Source organism: Buttiauxella sp. (genome assembly GCF_035271705.1).
Taxonomy (GTDB): Bacteria; Pseudomonadota; Gammaproteobacteria; order Enterobacterales; family Enterobacteriaceae; genus Buttiauxella.
Genome location: NZ_DATERI010000022.1, coordinates 1 through 21,121, shown reverse-complemented (window position 1 = coordinate 21,121; position 21,121 = coordinate 1). Strand labels below are relative to the sequence as shown.

Here is a 21,121-nt window from a genome sequence, read left to right as displayed (position 1 = left end):
CACAGGTATCCCACAGTTTTCATAAGCTCTTTACGGCTTCTGTCTAGGCAATTAAGTGGTAGTTCACGATTTTTGAAACAAAATGAAATACGAGCTAAAAAAGAAATGGAAGGTTTGAGAAGTACTGCGCTTGATGTGCTGTAAAACAATAAGAAACAACCACCCTTTCAGAGCTAGCATTAATGCGGCTCAAAGACGTCCCGACGTTTTTGTCAGAGTCCGGACACCATTATGTAAAGAAACCAGCCTGCGGGCTGGTTTTTTGCTTTTAGGTGTATGAGTGGTGAATCAATCACAGCGTCAGTGTCATAAAACGGCTGTTCGGGTCGAGTTGATAATCAGCAAATGGCTCACAATCGACAAAGCCATGCTTGAGATAGAGTTGATGGCAAGCTGCGAATCCCGGTTGCGTTCCCGTTTCTAAGCTCAGACGTTGTAAACCCCGTTCACGGGCAACTTGCAGAATATGTACTAAAAACTGGTTCGCCACACCGCGACGTAAAAACTCCGTTGCAGTGCGCATGGATTTCAACTCGCCATGCCGTTCATCCAACGTTTTTAGCGCCCCAATCCCAGCTAATTTATCCCCTTTCCACGCAGACCAAAACGTCACGGTAGGGTCACGTAGTTTTTGCACATCCAATGCATGGCTGCTTTCCGGCGGCGACTGTTCCAGCATGCCAGAAATATGAAAAGCCACTAATGTCTGCACCGCGTGATGTGAAAGATCGTCAATTTTTATAGTGAACATGCTTTGTTTCCAAATGAGTGACGTAAAAATAAATAACATATTTGCAACATCAAAGCGGACATCAGCATGCTCGTCCAATACAAACTACTTATGATTTCATCTCTTCATGCGATCAAGCTGAATCTGATCGGCGGATTTAGCCTGTTCTGCCAGCTCGGTAAACTGCGAGGGGAGATAAAAATTCTCTGGCGCTTTCAGACCGCGCATATCACTACCCGTATGGATTTGTAGCTCACCAAGCTGACTTAACGTGGCACCTGCAATGGTCACAGGCATCACCAAACGATAACGTTGCGCGGTTTCAAACGGCACTTCGGTTGGGTAGCGGTTTTCGGTCAAATCGTAGTTACGATTGAGCACCAAAAATTTATCCGGCACCCGGCGCTTGCTGTTCCACCAGACACCGTCGACTTCACGGAACTCTTTTTCAGTCTCTTCTTTACTGACCGCGCCAAGTTGCACTAACGCCTTGTGGAGGGCTTTCTCCATCTCTTTATTGTATGAATCAACCGACCCCGCATGGCCGTGTAAAATCACGTTTATCGCAAGCCTTGCCCCCAATAAATTGGAATAGAGATCTTCTGGGGAGAAAGCCGATATTTCCTCAGGAAACCCTGGTACAGACTCGAAACCATACCACTGGGCAATCTCATGCCATTGCGCGAGTTGAAATGCGAGGTGCCCCGCAAGCCACGCCGCAACCGTATAGCGCTCAGGCATAGCGGCTGGCGGCGTAAACGCATGTAGCTGAATACGCCTGACTCCCAGCTCTTCGCTGTAGAACAACCGCCAGTCCTGGCCGAGTCGGGTATAAATCTGCGAGAAAAGATAAAAGGTGTTATCGGCCGTATCACGGACGTGGGCGATATCGATAAACCCACCACGACGGGTAAAAATCAGGCCGCTTTTCTCTTCGCTCAGGCCGACAATATTTTTGACCGCACCCAGCGCGCTGTCGTTATAGCGATGTTGCCCAAGCGTCGCGAGCGTCAGAATATTACCAATCTGGTAGACCGGAATCGGCACTCCAGCCGCTCGCACTTGCAGGTCATAACCGAATGCGCAGCAAGGGCGCAAAGACTCAGGTGCAGTGAGATCCTGCGCCACAGGCCAAACACGCCGTGCCTGCTCAATAGGCAATATATCTGCTGATTGCGGGGCCGCGCCATAACTCAGAGATGCCACGCCCAACAACAGAGACAGAATCCAAACCCGCATTAAAATGCCTCCGCCACTTGAAAGTAAAACCCGGTACTCTCTTTACCAAATCCCAGATCGAGACGAATGTTCATGTCCGGTTTAACTTCGAAGCGGTAACCCGCACCAACGGTGGGTAACAGCGGGTGATCCGAGAAATTCTGCGGACTATCGCCCAATGTGCCAGCCCCCACCCACAGAACATAGCCATGTCGCCAGTTGAGCTTCTTGCGATATTCTATCTGAGTGTTGACCACATCTTTATCACGATAGCGTCCCTGATAATATCCGCGCATTCGATCGTCATCTCCGGCCTGAGATAAACGATCCCATGGCACATCGCCCCGGGCAAAACGTCCCCAAAGATCAAACGCTAATACATCCTGATCGTTGAGCGGGAAGTAATAATTGTATTGCATCTCAAGCACAGTGAAATGGGTATCAGAGCCAATGGAGGGATCAAAAAGACTGTATTCGGCACTGAAGAATTGGCCATGTTGCGGGCGGGTGATCACATCTCGCGTATCGTAGTTAATGGTGGTTGTGACACCGGAACTGAGCGTACTTCCACCCGCATCGTAACGGGAAAAATTATCGCCAGGATGCGGATCGTCGATGTTATCGGCATGATAGGTTGAAAAATCCCAACCCACGCCAACATACAGATTATCCACGATCTGACGCATGATTTGCGGATGCAGGCTAAACGACTGCTGAGTGTATTTCTGTTCGTTGCCTTGTGCCGCGTCATACCCAACGCCCCAAAATCCGGTAGGAATTTTCGCAAGCGATCCATCAACAAACAGCCGCCATTCATCGTCGGCAAAAAACGTGTAGTTCTTCGTTCCCAGCCCCAGCGCACCGCTGGTACTCACAAATCCGGTTAACGAGATAGAAGAATTTTGTGTCACATGATCGTTTGGATCAACGCGGTATACGCCCGCCACCGCAGTCCCCAAACCGAGTTTCAATTCCGGGGTGTAGAACGGTCCTGGCAGCACGCTCCAGTTAATTCCTTTGCTGGCGTCATACTGGTTGTCCGCACCCAATTTACCCAGAAAACCGTCAACTTCTTCGCGCGTCATGGCTTCCGTGGTGCTCGGTGTCATCATGAGGCTTAATAAACCCAAAAATAGCGCACTACTGTTGTTCATTAGAATCGGTATTCGCCTGCCAGGAAGAAGCTATTACGCTCATTAAAGCCTATTTCAGTCAGAATGTTAAAGTTTTGTGTAAGTTCATACTGTGCCCCGATAAGGGTATTCCACGGCGAGGTGAGATGTTGCTGAACATTAAAGCGCCCATCATCAACCAGCGGTTGAAGTGAAGCTGGCAAATGTAAGTCAGACAGGTTGCCTTTGAACTCCTGTTGCACGTCCTGGTACATTGCCCCAACCCAGAAACTCAAATGCGAGGGTCCGGAAATTTGTGGCATATCAAAGCGATAACCGACGCGTGGTGATACGGTCAGCGCCGAGATTTTACCGTCCAGAATATCGAAACTGGTGCGCGTGTAGTTGGTATCCACCAGCGTAAACCAATTTTGATAACCCCCCGCCAGAGTAAAACCGGCGCCATACGTCACGCCTTCAAAATCTAGCGTAAAATCAACATCTTGTAATTCTCCGCTTTGGTACAGACGGTGTACCGCCGAGGCGATGACGCGGTCGGCGCCGGTATAAAGCGAAGGATCGGCATCAACAGACACATTCGATACCGACGACCCCTTGGTGTAGCCCATCAACCCGTAGATATTCAAAAACGGAAATACCCACATATCGAGGCGTAAGTTTTCACTCTCACTGCGCTCACGAGTATTGCCGACATCAATATTAAACATGTCGCTGGGAATCGGATGCGGGCCGAGTTTTAGCCCAGAAAACGTAATGCTGTCGACATCCACATTCTGGCGCATATTCATATAACTGAGGTTCACGCCAAACGGTAGCGGAATGGAATATCCACGCGCGCGTGCTTCATCTCCCCAGATAGGAAATGTGCTGCTTTCGCTCGTCGTATCCGTTGATGCGCCAAACGCCGCACCCGATAAAAGCAGCAACGGCAACGCGTAAACCTGGCAATGTTGCACACCTCTTAAAATTGTTTTCATCATGTTCTCTTTATAGTTTGCTTTGTCAGTCAGGCGGCAAAATCCTTTTACAACCCCGCCCCCACGTTGAAATAGACCGCTTGTTCGTCGTCGCTAAACGCGACATCAATCCCGGTATGCAGCCCATACTCACGCGCTATCAGGTAGCGGAAACCGCCGCCCCACGCCACTTCCGCAGTCTGAAAAATCTCATCGGCATTATTTTCGGCACTCCCCGCGCCCACAAAACCCTGCAACACCCAGCGCGGCGTCATTTGCCACGCAAGCTGCGTTTGCACCGTGCCAACATAATCCCCTTGATAGCGATAACGCGAGATGCCTCGCAAACTAATATAGGGACGTACCATTGGCGGCAAATGGCTGTCGTGGTTCGTAAGGGATTGATAATTTCCTGCCAGCGCCAGGGTGAAATCAGCACTGAGCGGCTGAAAATATTTGCCGTCGATGACCAGCATGTCATACCGATAATCACCGCCGAGAAAACTGGAAAAAAACTGGTATTCAGCAGTGGCAGACAAACCACTATGCGGATAGAAAAAGTTATCCGTGGTGTCATATTCCATCAGCAATCCAACACCGGATGTCGAGCTTTCTTCACCAAGAACACGCTGAAACGTACGGTTGATCAGCTTGTTATCAGCCGTAACTTTCATATTGGCATAGACTTGTGAGCCACCAAGGAAAAACGGAGTATCTGCTACGCGGAACGATAATTTTTGCATACCTCCGTACCCTGTTGTTTGGGTACTAATGCCCTTTCCGCTCTCAAAACCCGCAATATCACCAGAATAAAGATCTATGTTTACATTGGCATAGCCGAGCCCAACCAGGTAACGAATGCTGTCATTGTTCCAGGTATGGCGGTGGCCGCCACCCACAAACCAGGTCCCATTTTGCGTCGCCCCACTGCCAAATGCCGTTATTGCTGGAGGAATGGCCCGACCATCGGTTCGATTTTTCGAAGCTTCACTGTCTGCGGTTTCATGCAAGAAAAGGCCAAACAGCCCGCCCCCATAGCCTACCGCCGGCTCGGTTATCACCACCGGAACCGGTAAGAAACCGTAGCGGTTTTCACTCAAATACTGGCTCATATCCAGCATGCCATCGCTATCGTCTATAAACCCCGCAGCACTGGCAACAATGGGCTGCCACAGCCCAAGCGAGATCAAGACAGCGAGTGCCGTCGTCGATTTATTCATAGCGGTTTATCGGGTTGCACCGCCGTTTGCGGTTCGCAAGAGGTAGACACAGATATCCATGCCAAAGGTAAAAACAGCACCCTAATCATATGCATCACCCAATAAAGATGTCATTTTGTTTTATTATTCAATCATACGAGAAATCTCATTCCCGTCGAATAACTGCTTTGAGCATAGCCCAGCATCAAGCATATTCAAGATAAATAGAGAGAAGTTAGAGGGTTGGAGACAGAAGATTGCAACGATGGAACAGCCAAAGTAAGCGCGGTTTCATCAAAAAAACTTATTAAAGGCGGGGATTAAGGGATTTTAATCACAGCACTGGCGAAAGTGTCATGACCAGTACCAAAGGCTATAACAAAAACGAAAAAACCCGCCGAAGCGGGTTTTAAAATTTCTAGCTTAGTTAACGCTAACCTTACAGGCTAGTTACGTTACCAGCTGCTGGGCCTTTAGCGCCGTTCTCGATTGTGAAGGAAACTTTCTGGCCTTCATCAAGAGATTTGTAACCTTCGTTCTGGATTGCAGAGAAGTGAACGAACAGGTCTTTAGAACCGTCATCTGGAGTGATGAAGCCGAAACCTTTATCAGCGTTGAACCATTTTACCAGACCAGTCATTTTGTTAGACATGTGTATTACCTTTTGAATTAAGTGTGCCTTACGGCGATTTGGTATGCTTTACAGATTTTATGAAGCGGTAGAGGAGCACACGACAAAGGGTATCCAGGGATGACTCTTGAAGGACTGCTTTACTGAGTTGCTTTAAGGGTCTGTACGTCAAACCGATGGACGTATTAACTCATGCTTAGGCGATATATGACAAGGATTATTTTAGCCGTCCATAGGTCTGGAGCTAAAGCCTCCTCCTTTTAGCGCTTCGCTTAGGGGGGGTGAGTGACACCACTTAACACCCCCACCATGTGAGTATAATCTATTGTTAATAATCTATTTTTGCAACGCGCCGCAACGCCGCTGGCGTGACATCTGGCAGGCCAAAAAACTCCATATAAGCCGGGATCATTTCAAATAACATATCTGTACCAGGCTGTATTTGGCAGTCTCTTTCCATCGCTGCGCGTAAAAATGGCGTGATTTCGCTTTTCATCACCACTTCCCCGACAAAACTTCCTGGTGTTATCGCCCCCACCTCCATCGGCAGTTCGTCTTCAGAATTCATACCCAGCGGCGTTGCGTTAACCACAATGGAAAACCCCTTCGGGTTGCGCAACCCCGTCTGCACCGTGAGTGACGGATAGTGGCGACGCAGACGTTTTGCCAGCTCTTCACTACTCGCCGCACGGCTATCAAACAGCGCTAGCGTGTCGACGCCAGCCCCAGCCAATGACGCGGCAATAGCGGAACCGACCCCACCGCTGCCCACCACTAACGCCCGTGCTCCTTTCACCTGAATTCCTTTGCGCAACACACCGCGCACGAAACCGTCACCATCGAACATATCACCGCGCAAGCTACCGTCCGCTTCACGGCGGATGGCATTACAGGCCCCGGCAATTTGCGCCGTGGGGCTTAGACTTTGGACCAATTCACAGGTCGAGACTTTGTGCGGCATGGTCACCAGCGCCCCCACAATATTGGTCATGCGCAATAAAGAAGGGACCAGTTGCGCGTAGTCTTCAGCTTTTACCCCCATCGGCACGACTTTGATATCAATGCCCTGCGCTTCAAACCACGGGTTGTAGATCATCGGCGCTTTGAACGTAGTCGTGGGATAGCCCAGATGAGCGATTAAACGAGTGTTGCCACTAATTTCCATCATTAATCTTCCAGTTCAATACGTTTGATATCGCCAAGAATAAAGACATACGACAATACGCCCAACAGCGCGGCGCCCCCGATATACACCAGCGCATAGAAGAAATTGCCCGTCGCTGCGACAATCAAACCGATGACGAGCGGCGTGATAATAGAAGCCAGGTTTGAGCAGAAATTAAATAAGCCACCCGTCAGCCCCGCCAGATTCTTCGGTGCCATATCGGAAATCAGCGTCCAACCGAGTCCCACCATACCCTGCCCAAAGAATGCGACGGACATAACCATAATCACCAGCGCATCAGTCGGCATCCAGTTAGCCGAGATAATCAGGCTCGCCATCAGCAGGCCCGCGATAATCGGCAATTTACGCGCAATGTTCACCGACCCGGTACGTTTCAGAATCTGGTCAGACACCCAGCCACCAAACATCACACCTACCGCAGCAGCGAGGAACGGCATAATCGCGAAGAAGCCAACTTTTATCCACGGCATATGGCGCTCGGTGGCGAGGTAAGTCGGGAACCAGGTTAGGAAGAAGACCAACGTCGTATTCCCGGCAAATTGGCCAATACCCGCGCCGAGTATCTGGCGGCATTTCACCAGTTTGGCGACATTCGCCCAACTGAAGTTCATCTTCGCTTCAGGTTCAGCCTCTTTCTCGTCATGCCCGATATAGGCAAGTTCAAGATGGTTGGCCGTTTTCGACTCGTGCGGCTCGTGATAAAAACGCCACCACACCAACACAAACAACATCCCCGCAACGCCGACAGTAATAAACATCGTCCGCCAGCCGAAGGTTTCCATAATAAAGAACAACAACGGCGCGAATGCCGCGAGGCCGATGTATTCCCCCACGGTATACACCGCCGTGGCACGGGCGCGTTCTTGTTGTGGGAACCACTTACCGACCACACGGCTATTCACCGGGAAGCACGGTGCCTCACTAATCCCCAGCCCTAAACGGCATAACAGCAGGGTTTTCAGCCCCATCGTCAAACCGTGGAATAAGGTAAATGCCGACCAGAAAAACAGCGCAAGTGCATAGGTAATTTTGCTACCAAAGCGGTCGAGAAAAATACCGCCGGGGATTTGCATGGCCGCGTATGTCCAGGCAAATGCGGAAAATACTACTCCCATGGTTGCCGCACCAATGCCGAGGTCAGCACTCAGTTGCGGCGCAGCAATACCTAATATCGTACGGTCGAGATAGTTAATCATGGTTCCAATAGCCAGAAGGGTCAGGATAACCATTCGGGTACGGGTTCGTTTTACCACTCCAGTTTTCGGGGCGGCGATATCGCCCTGGCCATAACTCGCCATTGTTATTTCCTCTATTGTTGTTTTGTAGGTTACAGGTGCTCACATTGAACCTTAAGGTTCATTTATTGTTTTAAACCACATTACCGCGCCTGCATTGCCGCCAGGCGAACCGCAGCGTTGGTGGCACCATATTGTTGGTAATCCCCCCGCCGTTCGACCAATTCAAAGAAGAAGCGGTCTGGGCGGAACGGCGGTGTGTACGCATGTAAAAACTCTTGCTGGCGAGCATCGCGCTCATAAAGGATATCCAGGCGATCCAGGCCGTGTAATAACGTGTTGTTTACCCCATAACGCGCCAACAAATCATCGTAATAATTTGCTGGAATCGGCAGCAATTTCAACCCGATAGATTGCAGGTTTTCTACCGTCGCCGGTAAATCATCACAGGAAAATGCCGCATGTTGTAGGCCCGTTCCCTGATAACTCGCCACTGAACGTGCTATTTGCGTATCAAGACTGTGCGACATGTTCAGTGGCAGACGAATCGAATGACAAGGGCTGTGCATCACCTGGCTTCTGACTAGCCCATACGGGTCCGGCACGCTCAACTCGTTATCCAACTCAAAGCCAAACACCGCGCGGAAAAACATAATCCAGTTATCGCGGCTGCCTTCAACTAACCCTAATGCCAGATGGTCAATGCCGCGCAATGAGCCCTGGTTCGCCGATTCTGCAAGATCAAAATCCGTTTGATAAATATCACTTTCACACGGTTCTGGTGCTTCAATGAGATAAATCAAGCTGCCGTCAGGGGCACAAATTGCCGCCAGTGCACGCTCGTCCGGGCCGTGCTCTTCATGCCAAATCGGGTAACCAAAATCCTGCGCTCGCTGCAAAACGTTCGCCGCACCTACCACTTTCCAGGCCATTGCACAAAGTGAAACGCCGTGGCGACGATGGAACTCGTCCGCCCAACTATGTGCCTGATGGTTGATAATCACATTCACACCACCGTTGCGCCACAGCGAAACATCCTTGGAACGGTGCTCTCCGGCCTGGTAAAAACCCAGCGGTTGCAAGGCCTCGCCGAGGGCAACGGCATCCTGGGTATCGGTAGCAAACTCTAAAAATTCGATACCCTGATAACTGGCCTGGGGAGCACTGTGAAACAGGGGGGCATCAATTTGCGGGTTGTTAATCCAGGTCTGTTCTTCCAGCCACAGCAGCGAACGATAGCCATCTTTAGCGGTTGGCGCGTTTGGCGTGGCACGGAAATTGTCATTGAAAATCTCCAGCGACCACGGGCCACGATAACCTTTATCCGTCAGCAGGCGGGTAAACTCCACGACCGGCAGTTCCCCTTGCCCAGGGAAGCAGCGGAAATGGCGGCTCCACTCAAGCACATCCATTTTCATCAGTGGTGCATCGGCCAGCTGCAAGAAGGTGATTTTCTCCAGCGGGATGTCGTCGAGATTGATCAGTTGATCGCCGAGCGACAGCACGTGGAAACTATCCAACACCAGTCCCAGCGCCGGGCTGTTAACTTGCTTTACCCGCTCCCAGGCCTGGCGATAACGGTTCACATGAGTGCCCCACGCCAGTGCTTCATAGCCAACCACAATTTCGTTTTGTTGTGCTAATTCAGCCAGATGTGCCAGATCGCTCACCTGTAAATCAATATTGGCAGAGCAGTCCGGTGCCACGTTGCTGCACAGCAACATGGTGTTGCATCCAAGCTCATGCATCAGGGAAAATTTACGCCGCGCACGCTCCAGGTTGCTGGCAAATTGCGATCGCGATGCCCCTTCAAAGTCGCGAAATGGCTGAAACAGCGTGATGGTCAGCCCAAGATCTGCCGCCATTTTCCGCACGTCAGCAGGCGTTCCAGGGTAGTAGAGCAAGTCATTTTCGAAGATTTCAACACCGTCAAAACCAGCAGCCGAGATTGCTGCCAGTTTTTCAGGCAACGTGCCAGAGATAGATACGGTTGCAATTGAACGCTGCATGTTGGCTCCTGGTGGATCGGGACAAGTCGGTTAATGTTGTATCATTTGGTTCATATTGCAAATTTATAGTTAATTAATTGTAAAGTCAGATCACACTGCCAGAAGTTAAAAAAAATAGCGGGCGATTACCGAACAAAACAAAGAAGGGTTACACTTTTCAGTCACTCCCCTGGCAACTAAAAGGCCGACGCAACATGTCAGATAATAACTATCAGCCCCCAAAAGTTTGGACGTGGACAAAAGGCGAAGGTGGCACCTTTGCTAACATAAACCGCCCGATTGCAGGCCCGACTCACGAGCGCACGTTGCCCATCGGCAAGCACCCGTTGCAGCTTTATTCTCTTGGCACACCGAATGGGCAGAAGATAACCATTCTGCTTGAGGAGTTACTGGCGGTAGGCGTGAGCGAGGCGGAATACGACGCTCACCTGATTCGTATTGGCGAAGGGGATCAGTTCTCTAGTGGCTTTGTCGATGTGAACCCGAACTCGAAAATCCCGGCATTGATGGACCATTCGGTGACACCACCAGTCCGCGTCTTTGAGTCCGGAGCTATCTTGCTGTACCTGGCGGAGAAGTTCGGTCATTTCTTGCCAAAAGAGCTTTCGGCACGCACCGAAACCCTGAACTGGTTGTTCTGGCTACAAGGTTCTGCACCTTACCTCGGCGGAGGGTTCGGCCACTTTTATCATTACGCCCCCCTGAAAATTGAGTACGCAATTAACCGCTTCGCAATGGAAACCAAACGCCAGCTGGACGTGCTTGACCGGCAACTGGCAACACATCGTTTTATTGCGGGCGAGGAATATACCATTGCCGATATCGCCATCTGGCCGTGGTACGGCAGCCTGGCAAAAGGTGGGTTGTATGAAGCATCAGAGTTTCTCGACATCGCTTCATATAAAAACTTTGTCCGTTGGGCCGATGAAATCGCCGATCGTCCTGCCGTGAAACGTGGACGCATTGTGAATCGTACTTTCGGAGAGCCATCCCAGCAATTGCATGAACGCCACGACGCCTCTGATTTTGATTTGCGCACTGAAGATAAACTGGTTAAATAACATTCTCTTGGCAGGTTGCAACTGCGGCCTGCCATTTTATTATTTAATAAAAAACAAATTTAATATAGTTTCCTGATAACCGTGCAGGTAAGTTGCCGTCTGAGTTAATTAGTAAGCAAACTGCAAGGAAATATCGTGTTAAAGAAATCCATACTTGTACTCGCCTTCGTTCTCGCGGGTTGTGCTCAACCTCAAGATGAAAAGGTCGAGGCGTTAAATACTATCGACTTCTACGCGACACCATCAACTTCTGCCACGGCTAAGAATAACCCTGTGGAATTAGAAAGCCTGCACAAAACCAATCAGCAGGCGATCGCCAGCCTGACTGCTGAAATTAAAGCGGCACGGGTGGATGATCTGAAAAGTGACGAGGTGTTTAATACTCGCTCTGGAATCGAAAACGTCTTTCAGGCGCTGACACGGCTCGAAGAGTTTGGTGAGCTGAATAATATCTATCTGAAAGACCAGAATAAAAATGGATTAATGCAGATTGGTAAGGTATTAAAACCTCTCTCCGAGAAAAACTCCTGAATATAAAATAAGAGGATGTCCTGATGACATCCTTTTACTCTTCCTGAAAAATCAATCAGTACAGTTGTTTCTCAATCAGTATCTGCTGTAACTGCTGTTTTTGTTCAGCAGTGAGTACACGGCTGACATTAAATACATACTTCGCTCGCTGGTAGCGCACCTGACTCTGAATATCCCCAATGGCAGAAAGTTGTTTCTTCGCCGCACCGTCGTCCCAGACACCGGATTGGAACATATTCACAATTGCATCCTGGGCTAAGGCATCAGTATTTATCTTACTGATCTGTTTTTGTGCATCTTCACGCAGTGTCTTCACTGTCTTCATTTGTTCTGGCGTCAGTTTTAATTGCTGTACCAGGCTATCCTGCGGTAGTGTTTCTGTTGAGGTGGATGCAGAAGCCATACCTGAAACAGCCAGAACCGTTGCCACCATGGCAATTTTAAATATTTTATTCATTCGATACCCTTAAAATAATAAGCATTAATATTAATAGCGCCGTTATATTATTAACGCGACCCGAATGACACGAAATAAACCCCATGTAGCAGAAAGCCACCCTATGTTGCCATAGTGTGGCCTCGTACTGATTACTATTTGATAGTTGCTTACATGGCTCACATCCCTGTGAGCTAAAACAGCATAAAGCCAATGAGCCATGTATTCAAAATACTTTTTATTTAAAAATAAATTTCATTATTTTGATAAAAAAAACCCGCCGGACGGGCGGGATTATTGTATAGGCACTGCAAGATGCACGAACAATATTAAAGGATCGAATCACTCGAATTGACGATATCAATGAGGCTTGATGTATCAATATGATATATTGTAATAGGAGACTTAATCGTCAGCAATTCTATTCATGTATAAAAATAAATTTCTCAGAAGGTTAAATTAACCCCGGCATAACCGCCATCAGCTATGATATGGTCACGGTTCCCATTTTTCCCTTCCATTCCCAAATAGCGATATCCTGCATCAACGGAAAACATTGGACTGACTTTCCAGCGAACACCGGCATTGGCTTCACCGTACTGTGCTACTCCACTTGAGAGCGAATCAGGCGAATAATAAGCATCACCAAATAGGGCAAAATGATCACCCAGTGGAAGCTGTGCTCCACCACCGAGTGCGACGGCATACCCTTCGTCGTTATCATCAGGATTCAGATAAATTGTTTTACCGCCAAGAGTAATTAACACCGATCCCAGCGGGATATTCCAGCCCAGTCCCAGACTCGCAACATCACCGTCGTTATCGTTGTGTGCCCAGTTACCGCTGAAGGTAAAACCGGGTTCATTAGCGCCAAAACTCATACCAAGATTGGTCCATTCAGAACCTGCCTCACCGTGAAATGAGACCGCATTTGCCGAACCTGCGGTCAGAGTCGCAACAACAAGATAAGCCACTTTTAAATATTTCATCGTTTTCCTCTTTTCAACATAGGGTTTTCAGATCAAAAAAAAGCCCGATAGGCACTAATGCATCGGGCAAAACTGACTTTACTGCTTTTTTTTTAAGGTATCTTGGTACTTATTGCTGTGCAGCTACACCGGCAATTTCAACAACAACACGGCGATCAGGTGCCAGGCAGTTAATCAATTCCTGACGCTCAGTCACTGCATCACAAGTTGTTCCAGTAACAGGCTCGCTTGCACCACGGCCTTCTGCCTGGACGTTTTGAGCAGGCATACCTAAACGAACCAGTTCATTAGCAACGGCTTGCGCACGCTTAGCAGACAGATTCAGGTTGTAGTTCTGTGAACCCAGACGGTCAGTAAAGCCGATAACCATAGTGGTCTTATCTTTAGACGCCTGAATTTCTGGGCGGTTGTAGAGTTCACGCACTGCAGCTTCACCTTCTGGAGAAAGCACAGCAGAGTTGAAGGCAAACATAACGTCTGATTTAAGGTTGAAGCGCTGTGGCTCAACAGGTGCTTCTACTGGAGCAGGTGCTGCAACAACAGGTGCTGCTTCAGTTGTACCAAAGCGGTAAACCACACCGGCAGTTACAGTGCTAACATCAGCAGTCATACCAATTTGGTTGGAGTTCCCAACATTGCTAACCCATTGGTATTCAACGCGGCCAGCCCAGTTGTCGTTAAACTCATATTCAGTACCGATAGCCGCCAACGGACGTACACCGGTTTCAAATTTGCTGTTGCCATCTTGTTGAGCTTCTGCGCGATACGCCATTGCACCGGCACGGCCATAGATGTCCCAGTTTTCATTGAAGGAGTAGCTGGCTTTCATTGACAGCTGCAGACCCTGGGAGCCCATTTTGGCACCCGCAACATCGTTGTTGCCTTGAACTTGCATGTTGCCGAGGTAGTCGTAGCCACCTTCAACAGCCAACCATGGATTAATTTGATAACCCGCAAATACACCACCGCCAACATTATCGCTGTCTGTGTCAAAGTCGGTAGCATTGCTCACATTGTCATTAAAATCATTATCACCGTTGCCATCAAAATAATGTGACCAACCTAATTTAGCACCGCCGTACCAAGTATCGGTGTCAGCTGCTGCGTTAGCATTAGTTACTGCGAAGGTGTTAAGTACGATTAATGCAATAAGAGTCTTTTTCATGATAGTCCTTGAAGTCGCCACTGAGAGATTGCTATTTGGTATTAATATTTAAGCGACACATGGTATTCATCTTCCTTAACATAAGGAATTCTATCTTTGTTTAATTTTAAATGAAAAATAACTAGATGAAATTATTGCATAAACACCCCTGTAAAATTAGTATCACCACAATAATTAGCCTGCTTTAGAATTTCTCAGGCAAATTGATAACTTCCAGTAAATAACCGCCACGTCTAATGTCAATATAGCCACCATTTTTTAAAGCAAACATGACATTTAAAATACTGCTACGCGATAAGTGCGTTCTTTCCTGGATATAATCAAGAATTGAAGTTCTTAAACGAGATTCTTCTGGCAGACGATTCATCTCAATAAGATGACCGCGAATGATGGAATAGGTACGTTGTTGCACGACTACCGAGTCACGGTAGAAAAGGTGAGTGGTGTAATAAGCGAGGATAATAGCCACATCTTTCCACAACCCTTCTCGAGTGATTATCTCATGAGCCAGGCTGGCATCCAGACGAAGCATGGTGCACTCGGTTTCTGCACGTAAAATATGGCTACGCAGAGGCTGGATACTCTCAGCAATACCGAACAAGTTCTGACCAGAAACCGTAGCAATGACCAAACCATCGGTTGCACGGAGTACAGAAATCTCACCTTTCTTGAAGACATAGAACTGAGGGACGTCTTTATATTCCCAGTTGATACGCTTACGGGGAATGACATCCATGAGTGTTCCATAGGGCTCAAGGATGGTGAGCAGGCGATCAATGGCGTCTTCTGGGCGTGTCGGTGGAGATATAATCATTTGTTTTCCTGTGATTACTCGCTGTACATGCAGATTCCTTGAAGTATATACCACGCCAACGATCTCGCGGGGGCGTTACCTTGAGGCGTTCGGCGCTTAGATACCACTATGTATTGTAAAACTAAAACAATTTTCAGTAAAATCCTTACAACTGTGTCCATGATGAAAAGAAGTGTAATTTCTTATTTTTCCGATTGCACATTATTGTGATTTTGTGCAATTAAAAAATCGCCTATTATTTATTTTTACACAAAATAAAAGTGGTGCCATCCACCCCTTCTCATTAGTGTCTCCAAACATTTTATTATGGGGGGCACCCAACTATGATTCTGGACTATCTTGCCTTAGGCGCTCTTATATTTGTGGGACTTACGCTCTTTTACGGCATTATTGTTGTGCACGATATCCCCTATGAAATTGCGGTACACCGTAACCATCCACACCAGGATGCAATTCATGCCGCGGGTTGGGTGAGCTTATTCACATTGCATGCAATATGGCCGTTTTTGTGGATCTGGGCGATGTTGTATCGCGAAGATCGTGGCTGGGGATTTGCGACCAAAAACCATGAACTGGATGCGCTTCGTGAGCGTCTGGCTCAACTGGAAGCTCAGCACAAAAATAACACAACAAACCATCAGTAACCGAATTATTGAGCAGGATTCATTGTGGATTTATTACTTATTCTTACATATACCGCAATTTGTGTTGGTATATTTAAATTCTTCAAAATTCCATTAAATAAATGGAGCGTTCCTACTGCAGTATTGGGTGGGGTTATTCTTATTGGCTCCCTTTTGTTATTAATGAATTACAACCATCCATATACCGAACGTGCTCAGATGGTTACCGTTACGGTGCCGATTATCCCTGAAGTATCGGGTGTGGTAGTGGAAGTCACCCCTAACGCCAATAAAATACTGAAGAAAGGCGATTTCCTGTTCCGTATTGACCCAACGGCTTATCAAGCAAAAGTCGAGTCGATTAAAGGTGAAATTGAAAGCGCAGAGCAAAATGTTGAAATGCTTAAAGCGCGTCTGGCTTCCGAAAATGCCGATATCGCCCAGGTCAAAGCGCAACGTGATTTAGCCATGAAAGATGCTGACCGTTACCGCAGTGGCAGTCAGGACAAAATGAAAAGTCCGTTTACTGACCAGGAAGTGGTCCGTGCGCAGCAAACCTATCTGGCAGCACAGGCTCAATGGCGTTCTTCCCTGTCCAAAAGAGACCAAACGTCAGCAGAACTGGGTGCCTTGGTTCATGGCGAAAATGCCGTAGTGTACCGACTGAAGTCCAACCTCAAAGAAGCAGAATACTTCCTTGAGAGAACCGTTATTCGCGCCCCTAGCGACGGTTACGCGACACAGCTTTTCCTGAAACCAGGCATGTTCGTGCGCCCCATACCGCTACGTCCAGTTATGGTGTTCGTACCTGACCAGAAAACCAGTGTGTTTGCCGTGTTCCGCCAAAACTCTGCTCTGCGTTTAACCGCGGGTGATGAAGCCGAAATGGTGTTTAACGGTCTGCCAGGTGGCGTCGTGAAAGGGAAAGTTAAACAAATCCTGCCAGCCATCGCTAACAGCAGTTTTCAGGCTCAAGGCCACTTACAAGGCTTAAGTCTGGATCCAAAACTCGACGGCATTTACGCAGAAATTGAGCTTAGTAACGTCGCAGATGTTGAGCGCTTACCGGCCGGTACCATGGGACAAGTTGCTGTCTATTCAGACTATTTCACCCACGTTTCGATTATCCGCAAAATCCTGCTGCGTATGACGAGTTGGATGCATTATCTCTATATCGATCACTAATTTGAGGTGACACAAGGGGCCCCCATGCAGAAAGCAAAAATTTTCACTCTTTTCGCCGTCGTTATTCTGACGTGGGGAAGCACCTGGCTTGCCATGAAATTCGCGTTGGTCAGCATGCCACCGATTTTTGCCACCGGCCTGCGCTTTTTAAGCGCAGCGCCGCTGCTACTGTGGATGTTGAACACCACCCGCTCATCGTTGCTATTCCCGCAAGGCCACCGCTTTTTCCAGTTCTGCGTGTTCCTGTTCTGTTATTGCCTGCCCTTCACGCTGGTGCTATACGGCGAGCAATACGTTGATGCCAGCACCGCTGCGATAATCTTTGCCGTGATACCGGTTGCTGTGCTGCTGATTTCGATTGTGTTGCTTAACACCCCGACGAGTTTGTTACAACTCATGGGTTCCATGCTGGCACTGCTATCGCTGTTTTGCATCCTGCAAGAAGAAGCCCGTGTAAGCTTGAGCAACAACTGGAAAGGGGGATTAGCCGTAGTTCTCGCTGTTTTCATGCATGCATTTATGTATGTTCTATGCAAGAAACGCAGTTGCCAGGTTTCGCTCTTCACCTTCAACACGCTGCCCTGCCTTGCCGCTGGTTTACTCCTCACGTTGACTGGCGCGATTGTGGAAAAACCAATCCTTGGAAATATTACCTGGCTGTCATTTGCCTCGATTATTTACCTGGGCACCGTGGCAAGTGTGTTTGGGATTTTGTGTTATTCCTCCCTGCAAAAACGTATTTCGACGTTCAGTACCTCGTTGGTATTTATCTGTTTTCCGGTTATTACGGTCATCCTCGAATGCCTGGTGATGGACAGCGTGTTTACACCGACATCGTGGATCCTGCTCGCGGTGATGCTAGGCGGAGTCTTCCTCTCTTTGATCCCTGTGAAGAAGAGAAAAAGAGTCCCGATGACACAACAGCAGTGGAATTAGCACGATTTTTTCTTCGCCATATTTACAACTCATTAATAGCAGTTAAAAATGAATATTATTTGTTAATAAATATGGTCAATGACAGAAGAGAGCCTCAGGCAGCAGATTCAGAACCTCAAAAAACACAATGCCCGACTCAGGAGAATTGCGCATGACTCGCGCAACAAGCTGAATGCAACTCTTGACGGGACAGGTTTGTGCTTGTGGCAACTCGATGTTAATAGCGGAAAATTGGTCATTTTCAATCGCCGCTGGGGTTCCATGTTAGGTTATCGGCCCAAAGAACTTAGCGCTCATTTTGATGTGTGGCGTGACCATCTGCACCCTGAAGACAAAGATATGGTGCTCACCGCGTTCTATAACCATCTCGAAGGCAAAGCGCCCTATTACGAAGCACTGCACCGCATGCAGGCCAAAAATGGCACCATTACCTGGGTACTTGACCGGGGACGAGTGACCGAATGGAGCGATGATGGCAAACCGTTGAAAGTCACCGGTACCCACATCGACATGACCAAAGAAAAGCAGTACGAGGAGCAGCTTGCGAAGCTCGCCAACCACGACCCGCTCACCGGACTTAACAACCGTCACGCACTGCATGCGCAGTTTGATCTGCTAAAAAAACTCGGCCCGATATCAATCGCTTTTATCGACCTTGATGATTTCAAAAACGTTAACGACACCCTTGGGCATCGTAGCGGCGACGAAGTGCTGTTACAGCTCAGCCAACGTTTTTCCGAAGCCTGCCCCCCAGAAGTGACCATTGGCCGCATGGGTGGTGATGAGTTTATCCTGCTGATGCCGTGGTCGCTGGAGAATGCCGAAATCCAAACCATCGCCCGCCGCTGCCTGGATGCCGCCCTCACTCCCTTTGAGTTAAGCAATGGCACGGCGAAAATCGGCGCATCCATTGGCGTGAATGAATCCTGGGCCAGCGACAACTTTGCCGACGCTGTGATTCGTGCCGATGAATCCATGTACCTGATCAAACGCACCGGCAAGAATAGCATCGCACTGGGTGCCCGTATCCTGATTAACCGTTAGGCCAGATATTTGCGGAACCAGTCGAGGGTTCGCGACCATGCCAGCTCCGCCGCTGCCTTGTCATAACGCGGTGTCGAATCGTTATGAAAACCATGATTCACACCTGGATAGATATACCCTTCGTAGACTTTGTTATTGGCTTTAAGCGCCGTTTCGTATGCCGGCCAGCCCTCGTTAATACGCGAATCCAGCTCCCCATAATGCAGCAATATTGGCGCTTTGATACGCGGCACATCTTCCGCTTTCGGCTGGCGTCCGTAGAACGGTACAGCGGCTGCTAATTCCGGATAGGCCACCGCCGCCGCGTTAGCGACTCCACCACCGTAACAAAATCCAGTAATACCGACTTTTCCCGTCACCGCTTCGTGGTGCATCAAGAACTCGATCGCTGCGAAGAAATCGTTCATCAGTTTGGTAGGATCAACCTGAGATTGCAGTTCGCGCCCTTTCTCGTCATTGCCCGGATACCCGCCGACCGAGCTCAAACCGTCCGGTGCCAGCGCAATAAATCCCGCTTTGGCTACACGACGCGCCACATCTTCTATGTAGGGATTAAGCCCACGGTTTTCATGTACTACCACCACGCCGGGTACTTTACCCGCGACTTTTGCGGGGCGAACCATGTAGCCTCTCACCTGCCCGTGTCCTTGCGGGCTCGGGTACTGAATATATTCAGCCACAATATCGGGATCGGTAAATTCCACTTGCTGGGCAAAGGTGTAATTTGGCGTCAGCAAGGTGCCAAGTGCCACCGCCGACAACCCGCCAACCACAAATTTCCCTGCGAGATCGAGAAACTCACGTTTGCTGATTTTGCCATGGACGTAGAAATCAAAATATTCGAGTAATTCAGGAGGGAAATCTTTTGCGGTAAGTCTGGTCATTGGCAGGCCCTTCATCGGTAAAAGATGATTAAATCATGGCCTGCATTTGATGATTCTGCCTGCAACTACCTGGCAGATATTCTAAATAATTCGAATTTTGTAGGGTGGATAAGCGCAAGCGTCATCCACCCATACCATCACGCTTATCGGGTGACGTTAACTCGCCAGATCCCAAAGCACACCAACACCAACGCCAGGGCATAACGCCATTCCAGAATACTTTCTTGCAGGAAGATGGCCGAAAGCACTGCGCCAGATACTGGGATCAGGAAGTTAAACGGCGCAATCATTCCCACGCGGTTGTGTTTGAGCAGCATGCTCCACAACGCAAATGCCACGGAAGATAGCAACGCCAGATAGCCAAGAATAGCCACCGACTCCAGACCATGAAACTCAAGCCGCCCACCGCTTGCGTAGCCTCCAACGGTCAGCACCACACCACCGATGGCCAATTGCCAGCCAGTCATGATGGTCGGGTCCATGGTTTGCGAAATACGCTTTCCGTACAGTGACGCGGCAGAAAGAATAAACGCCGCCAGCACCACGAAACCGTCACCCATCCAGCTAAAACTGAAGTCCATCAACTGGCTGTTGAAGTTCACCACCATGACACCGGCAAACCCCAGCACGCAGCCCACCACTTTGTTAATACTGAGCTTGTCGTTTTGATAGATAAAATGCGCCAGCAGCACGCTAAAGAAAGTGCCAGTGGCATTCATAATTGAGCCTTTCACGCCGGTGGTATAGGCGAGACCAATATAAAAGAAGATATATTGAATGGCAGTTTGGGTGACACCTAACAACGCGAGTTGTGAAAACTGGTGGCGGGATAAACGCGCAATCGGCTTGCCTTGCAGCATCGCAAACACCAGCAATAACAGGCCCGCGATGACAAAACGGTAACCTGCGAAGACAATTTTGCCAGGTAAATCGTCCGTCGCTATCTGAAAAATCTCATAACCGTTTTTAATTGCCGGGTAAGCACTTCCCCATAACAAGCAACAAAAAGCGGCTCCCATCCATGCGAATTTCTTATTAGTAAACAGCGAAACGTTATTGCTCACGCATCTTCCCTTGCCAAAAAATTAAACTGCCGTTTCAGAATCGGCCATTATCCGTTAATACAGAAAAATAGCGATAGCGCCACTCACAGTTT

21 protein-coding genes are annotated in these 21,121 nt (G+C 48.7%); 6 read left to right on the top strand and 15 right to left on the bottom strand.

Translation table 11 applies throughout. From position 1 onward, the window contains the following. Nucleotides 1-292 precede the first annotated feature (292 nt). The 9 genes from VJY99_RS01935 to VJY99_RS01895 form a co-directional block, all read right to left on the bottom strand. Entirely contained in the window at nucleotides 293-751 is a 459-nt protein-coding gene (locus VJY99_RS01935; protein WP_324115818.1) for a GNAT family N-acetyltransferase, read from the bottom strand. Between the two features lie 96 nt (nucleotides 752-847). Next, nucleotides 848-1,969, bottom strand: a complete 1,122-nt coding sequence (locus VJY99_RS01930; protein ID WP_324115816.1) for a DUF4056 domain-containing protein — start codon at nucleotides 1,967-1,969, stop codon at nucleotides 848-850. Then, nucleotides 1,969-3,102 (bottom strand): BamA/TamA family outer membrane protein, encoded by a 1,134-nt coding sequence (locus VJY99_RS01925; RefSeq protein ID WP_414641559.1) that lies wholly within the window; start codon nucleotides 3,100-3,102, stop codon nucleotides 1,969-1,971. Before VJY99_RS01925 ends, VJY99_RS01930 begins: the two co-directional genes overlap by 1 nt. Beyond that, nucleotides 3,102-4,058: a hypothetical protein gene (locus VJY99_RS01920; protein WP_324115814.1), complete on the bottom strand. Its 957-nt coding sequence runs from the start codon at nucleotides 4,056-4,058 to the stop codon at nucleotides 3,102-3,104. Before VJY99_RS01920 ends, VJY99_RS01925 begins: the two co-directional genes overlap by 1 nt. Nucleotides 4,059-4,105: 47 nt before the next feature. Then, a complete protein-coding gene (locus VJY99_RS01915; RefSeq protein ID WP_324115812.1) occupies nucleotides 4,106-5,257 on the bottom strand; it encodes a BamA/TamA family outer membrane protein in 1,152 nt (383 codons plus the stop codon). A gap of 418 nt (nucleotides 5,258-5,675) precedes the next feature. Further along, nucleotides 5,676-5,888, bottom strand: a complete 213-nt coding sequence (cspE, locus tag VJY99_RS01910) for a transcription antiterminator/RNA stability regulator CspE (protein ID WP_064540929.1) — start codon at nucleotides 5,886-5,888, stop codon at nucleotides 5,676-5,678. A 307-nt stretch (nucleotides 5,889-6,195) separates the two neighbouring features. Beyond that, a complete protein-coding gene (locus tag VJY99_RS01905; RefSeq protein WP_324115822.1) occupies nucleotides 6,196-7,032 on the bottom strand; it encodes a shikimate dehydrogenase in 837 nt (278 codons plus the stop codon). Between the two features lie 2 nt (nucleotides 7,033-7,034). Continuing rightward, nucleotides 7,035-8,351, bottom strand: a complete 1,317-nt coding sequence (locus VJY99_RS01900; protein ID WP_324115808.1) for an MFS transporter — start codon at nucleotides 8,349-8,351, stop codon at nucleotides 7,035-7,037. Nucleotides 8,352-8,431: 80 nt separating this feature from the next. Beyond that, on the bottom strand, nucleotides 8,432-10,297 hold the full coding sequence (locus tag VJY99_RS01895) for a bifunctional sugar phosphate isomerase/epimerase/4-hydroxyphenylpyruvate dioxygenase family protein (protein WP_324115806.1): 1,866 nt from the start codon (nucleotides 10,295-10,297) through the stop codon (nucleotides 8,432-8,434). 194 nt (nucleotides 10,298-10,491) lie between these two features. Here VJY99_RS01895 and yghU point away from each other — a divergent pair, with 194 nt between their 5' ends. Beyond that, nucleotides 10,492-11,358 carry a glutathione-dependent disulfide-bond oxidoreductase gene (gene yghU / locus VJY99_RS01890; protein WP_324115804.1) on the top strand — a complete coding sequence of 289 codons (867 nt, stop codon included), beginning with the start codon at nucleotides 10,492-10,494 and terminating at the stop codon, nucleotides 11,356-11,358. Nucleotides 11,359-11,493: 135 nt separating this feature from the next. Further along, nucleotides 11,494-11,889 (top strand): hypothetical protein, encoded by a 396-nt coding sequence (locus tag VJY99_RS01885; RefSeq protein ID WP_324115802.1) that lies wholly within the window; start codon nucleotides 11,494-11,496, stop codon nucleotides 11,887-11,889. Between the two features lie 55 nt (nucleotides 11,890-11,944). Here the strand turns inward: VJY99_RS01885 and VJY99_RS01880 are convergent, their stop codons facing one another. The 4 genes from VJY99_RS01880 to VJY99_RS01865 all read right to left on the bottom strand — a co-directional run bounded on the left by VJY99_RS01880 (nucleotide 11,945) and on the right by VJY99_RS01865 (nucleotide 15,293). Beyond that, complete coding sequence (locus VJY99_RS01880; protein WP_324115800.1) at nucleotides 11,945-12,346, bottom strand: Spy/CpxP family protein refolding chaperone; 402 nt, start codon at nucleotides 12,344-12,346, stop codon at nucleotides 11,945-11,947. A 425-nt stretch (nucleotides 12,347-12,771) separates the two neighbouring features. After that, nucleotides 12,772-13,314 carry a YfaZ family outer membrane protein gene (locus VJY99_RS01875; RefSeq protein ID WP_324115798.1) on the bottom strand — a complete coding sequence of 181 codons (543 nt, stop codon included), beginning with the start codon at nucleotides 13,312-13,314 and terminating at the stop codon, nucleotides 12,772-12,774. A gap of 109 nt (nucleotides 13,315-13,423) precedes the next feature. Then, nucleotides 13,424-14,479 carry a porin OmpA gene (gene ompA, locus VJY99_RS01870; protein WP_324115796.1) on the bottom strand — a complete coding sequence of 352 codons (1,056 nt, stop codon included), beginning with the start codon at nucleotides 14,477-14,479 and terminating at the stop codon, nucleotides 13,424-13,426. 184 nt (nucleotides 14,480-14,663) lie between these two features. Next, nucleotides 14,664-15,293 carry a helix-turn-helix domain-containing protein gene (locus tag VJY99_RS01865; RefSeq protein WP_324115793.1) on the bottom strand — a complete coding sequence of 210 codons (630 nt, stop codon included), beginning with the start codon at nucleotides 15,291-15,293 and terminating at the stop codon, nucleotides 14,664-14,666. A 323-nt stretch (nucleotides 15,294-15,616) separates the two neighbouring features. On the opposite strand from VJY99_RS01865, the gene VJY99_RS01860 reads away from it, so the two are divergent. The 4 genes from VJY99_RS01860 to VJY99_RS01845 all read left to right on the top strand — a co-directional run bounded on the left by VJY99_RS01860 (nucleotide 15,617) and on the right by VJY99_RS01845 (nucleotide 19,081). After that, on the top strand, nucleotides 15,617-15,937 hold the full coding sequence (locus VJY99_RS01860; RefSeq protein ID WP_324115791.1) for a DUF3302 domain-containing protein: 321 nt from the start codon (nucleotides 15,617-15,619) through the stop codon (nucleotides 15,935-15,937). A gap of 24 nt (nucleotides 15,938-15,961) precedes the next feature. Further along, the gene (locus VJY99_RS01855) at nucleotides 15,962-17,101 is read left to right on the top strand and encodes an HlyD family secretion protein (RefSeq protein ID WP_324115789.1); all 1,140 of its coding nucleotides are present in this window, start codon (nucleotides 15,962-15,964) and stop codon (nucleotides 17,099-17,101) included. Nucleotides 17,102-17,125: 24 nt separating this feature from the next. Continuing rightward, nucleotides 17,126-18,037, top strand: a complete 912-nt coding sequence (locus tag VJY99_RS01850) for a DMT family transporter (protein ID WP_324115787.1) — start codon at nucleotides 17,126-17,128, stop codon at nucleotides 18,035-18,037. A gap of 78 nt (nucleotides 18,038-18,115) precedes the next feature. Then, entirely contained in the window at nucleotides 18,116-19,081 is a 966-nt protein-coding gene (locus VJY99_RS01845; RefSeq protein ID WP_324115785.1) for a sensor domain-containing diguanylate cyclase, read from the top strand. Here VJY99_RS01845 and yghX read toward each other — a convergent pair. Beyond that, the gene (gene yghX, locus VJY99_RS01840) at nucleotides 19,078-19,965 is read right to left on the bottom strand and encodes a YghX family hydrolase (RefSeq protein WP_324115784.1); all 888 of its coding nucleotides are present in this window, start codon (nucleotides 19,963-19,965) and stop codon (nucleotides 19,078-19,080) included. The genes VJY99_RS01845 and yghX overlap by 4 nt on opposite strands. Before the next feature lie 143 nt (nucleotides 19,966-20,108). Further along, nucleotides 20,109-20,984 carry a DMT family transporter gene (locus VJY99_RS01835; RefSeq protein WP_324115820.1) on the bottom strand — a complete coding sequence of 292 codons (876 nt, stop codon included), beginning with the start codon at nucleotides 20,982-20,984 and terminating at the stop codon, nucleotides 20,109-20,111. Nucleotides 20,985-21,121 lie beyond the last annotated feature (137 nt).

Coding starts and splice junctions, on each gene's coding strand:
- VJY99_RS01935 (WP_324115818.1), bottom strand. CDS start 751: ATGTTCACTATAAAAATTGACGATCTTTCACATCACGCGGTGCAGACA.
- VJY99_RS01930 (WP_324115816.1), bottom strand. CDS start 1,969: ATGCGGGTTTGGATTCTGTCTCTGTTGTTGGGCGTGGCATCTCTGAGT.
- VJY99_RS01925 (WP_414641559.1), bottom strand. CDS start 3,102: ATGAACAACAGTAGTGCGCTATTTTTGGGTTTATTAAGCCTCATGATG.
- VJY99_RS01920 (WP_324115814.1), bottom strand. CDS start 4,058: ATGAAAACAATTTTAAGAGGTGTGCAACATTGCCAGGTTTACGCGTTG.
- VJY99_RS01915 (WP_324115812.1), bottom strand. CDS start 5,257: ATGAATAAATCGACGACGGCACTCGCTGTCTTGATCTCGCTTGGGCTG.
- cspE (WP_064540929.1), bottom strand. CDS start 5,888: ATGTCTAACAAAATGACTGGTCTGGTAAAATGGTTCAACGCTGATAAA.
- VJY99_RS01905 (WP_324115822.1), bottom strand. CDS start 7,032: ATGGAAATTAGTGGCAACACTCGTTTAATCGCTCATCTGGGCTATCCC.
- VJY99_RS01900 (WP_324115808.1), bottom strand. CDS start 8,351: ATGGCGAGTTATGGCCAGGGCGATATCGCCGCCCCGAAAACTGGAGTG.
- VJY99_RS01895 (WP_324115806.1), bottom strand. CDS start 10,297: ATGCAGCGTTCAATTGCAACCGTATCTATCTCTGGCACGTTGCCTGAA.
- yghU (WP_324115804.1), top strand. CDS start 10,492: ATGTCAGATAATAACTATCAGCCCCCAAAAGTTTGGACGTGGACAAAA.
- VJY99_RS01880 (WP_324115800.1), bottom strand. CDS start 12,346: ATGAATAAAATATTTAAAATTGCCATGGTGGCAACGGTTCTGGCTGTT.
- VJY99_RS01875 (WP_324115798.1), bottom strand. CDS start 13,314: ATGAAATATTTAAAAGTGGCTTATCTTGTTGTTGCGACTCTGACCGCA.
- ompA (WP_324115796.1), bottom strand. CDS start 14,479: ATGAAAAAGACTCTTATTGCATTAATCGTACTTAACACCTTCGCAGTA.
- VJY99_RS01865 (WP_324115793.1), bottom strand. CDS start 15,293: ATGATTATATCTCCACCGACACGCCCAGAAGACGCCATTGATCGCCTG.
- VJY99_RS01860 (WP_324115791.1), top strand. CDS start 15,617: ATGATTCTGGACTATCTTGCCTTAGGCGCTCTTATATTTGTGGGACTT.
- VJY99_RS01850 (WP_324115787.1), top strand. CDS start 17,126: ATGCAGAAAGCAAAAATTTTCACTCTTTTCGCCGTCGTTATTCTGACG.
- VJY99_RS01845 (WP_324115785.1), top strand. CDS start 18,116: ATGACAGAAGAGAGCCTCAGGCAGCAGATTCAGAACCTCAAAAAACAC.
- yghX (WP_324115784.1), bottom strand. CDS start 19,965: ATGACCAGACTTACCGCAAAAGATTTCCCTCCTGAATTACTCGAATAT.
- VJY99_RS01835 (WP_324115820.1), bottom strand. CDS start 20,984: ATGGGAGCCGCTTTTTGTTGCTTGTTATGGGGAAGTGCTTACCCGGCA.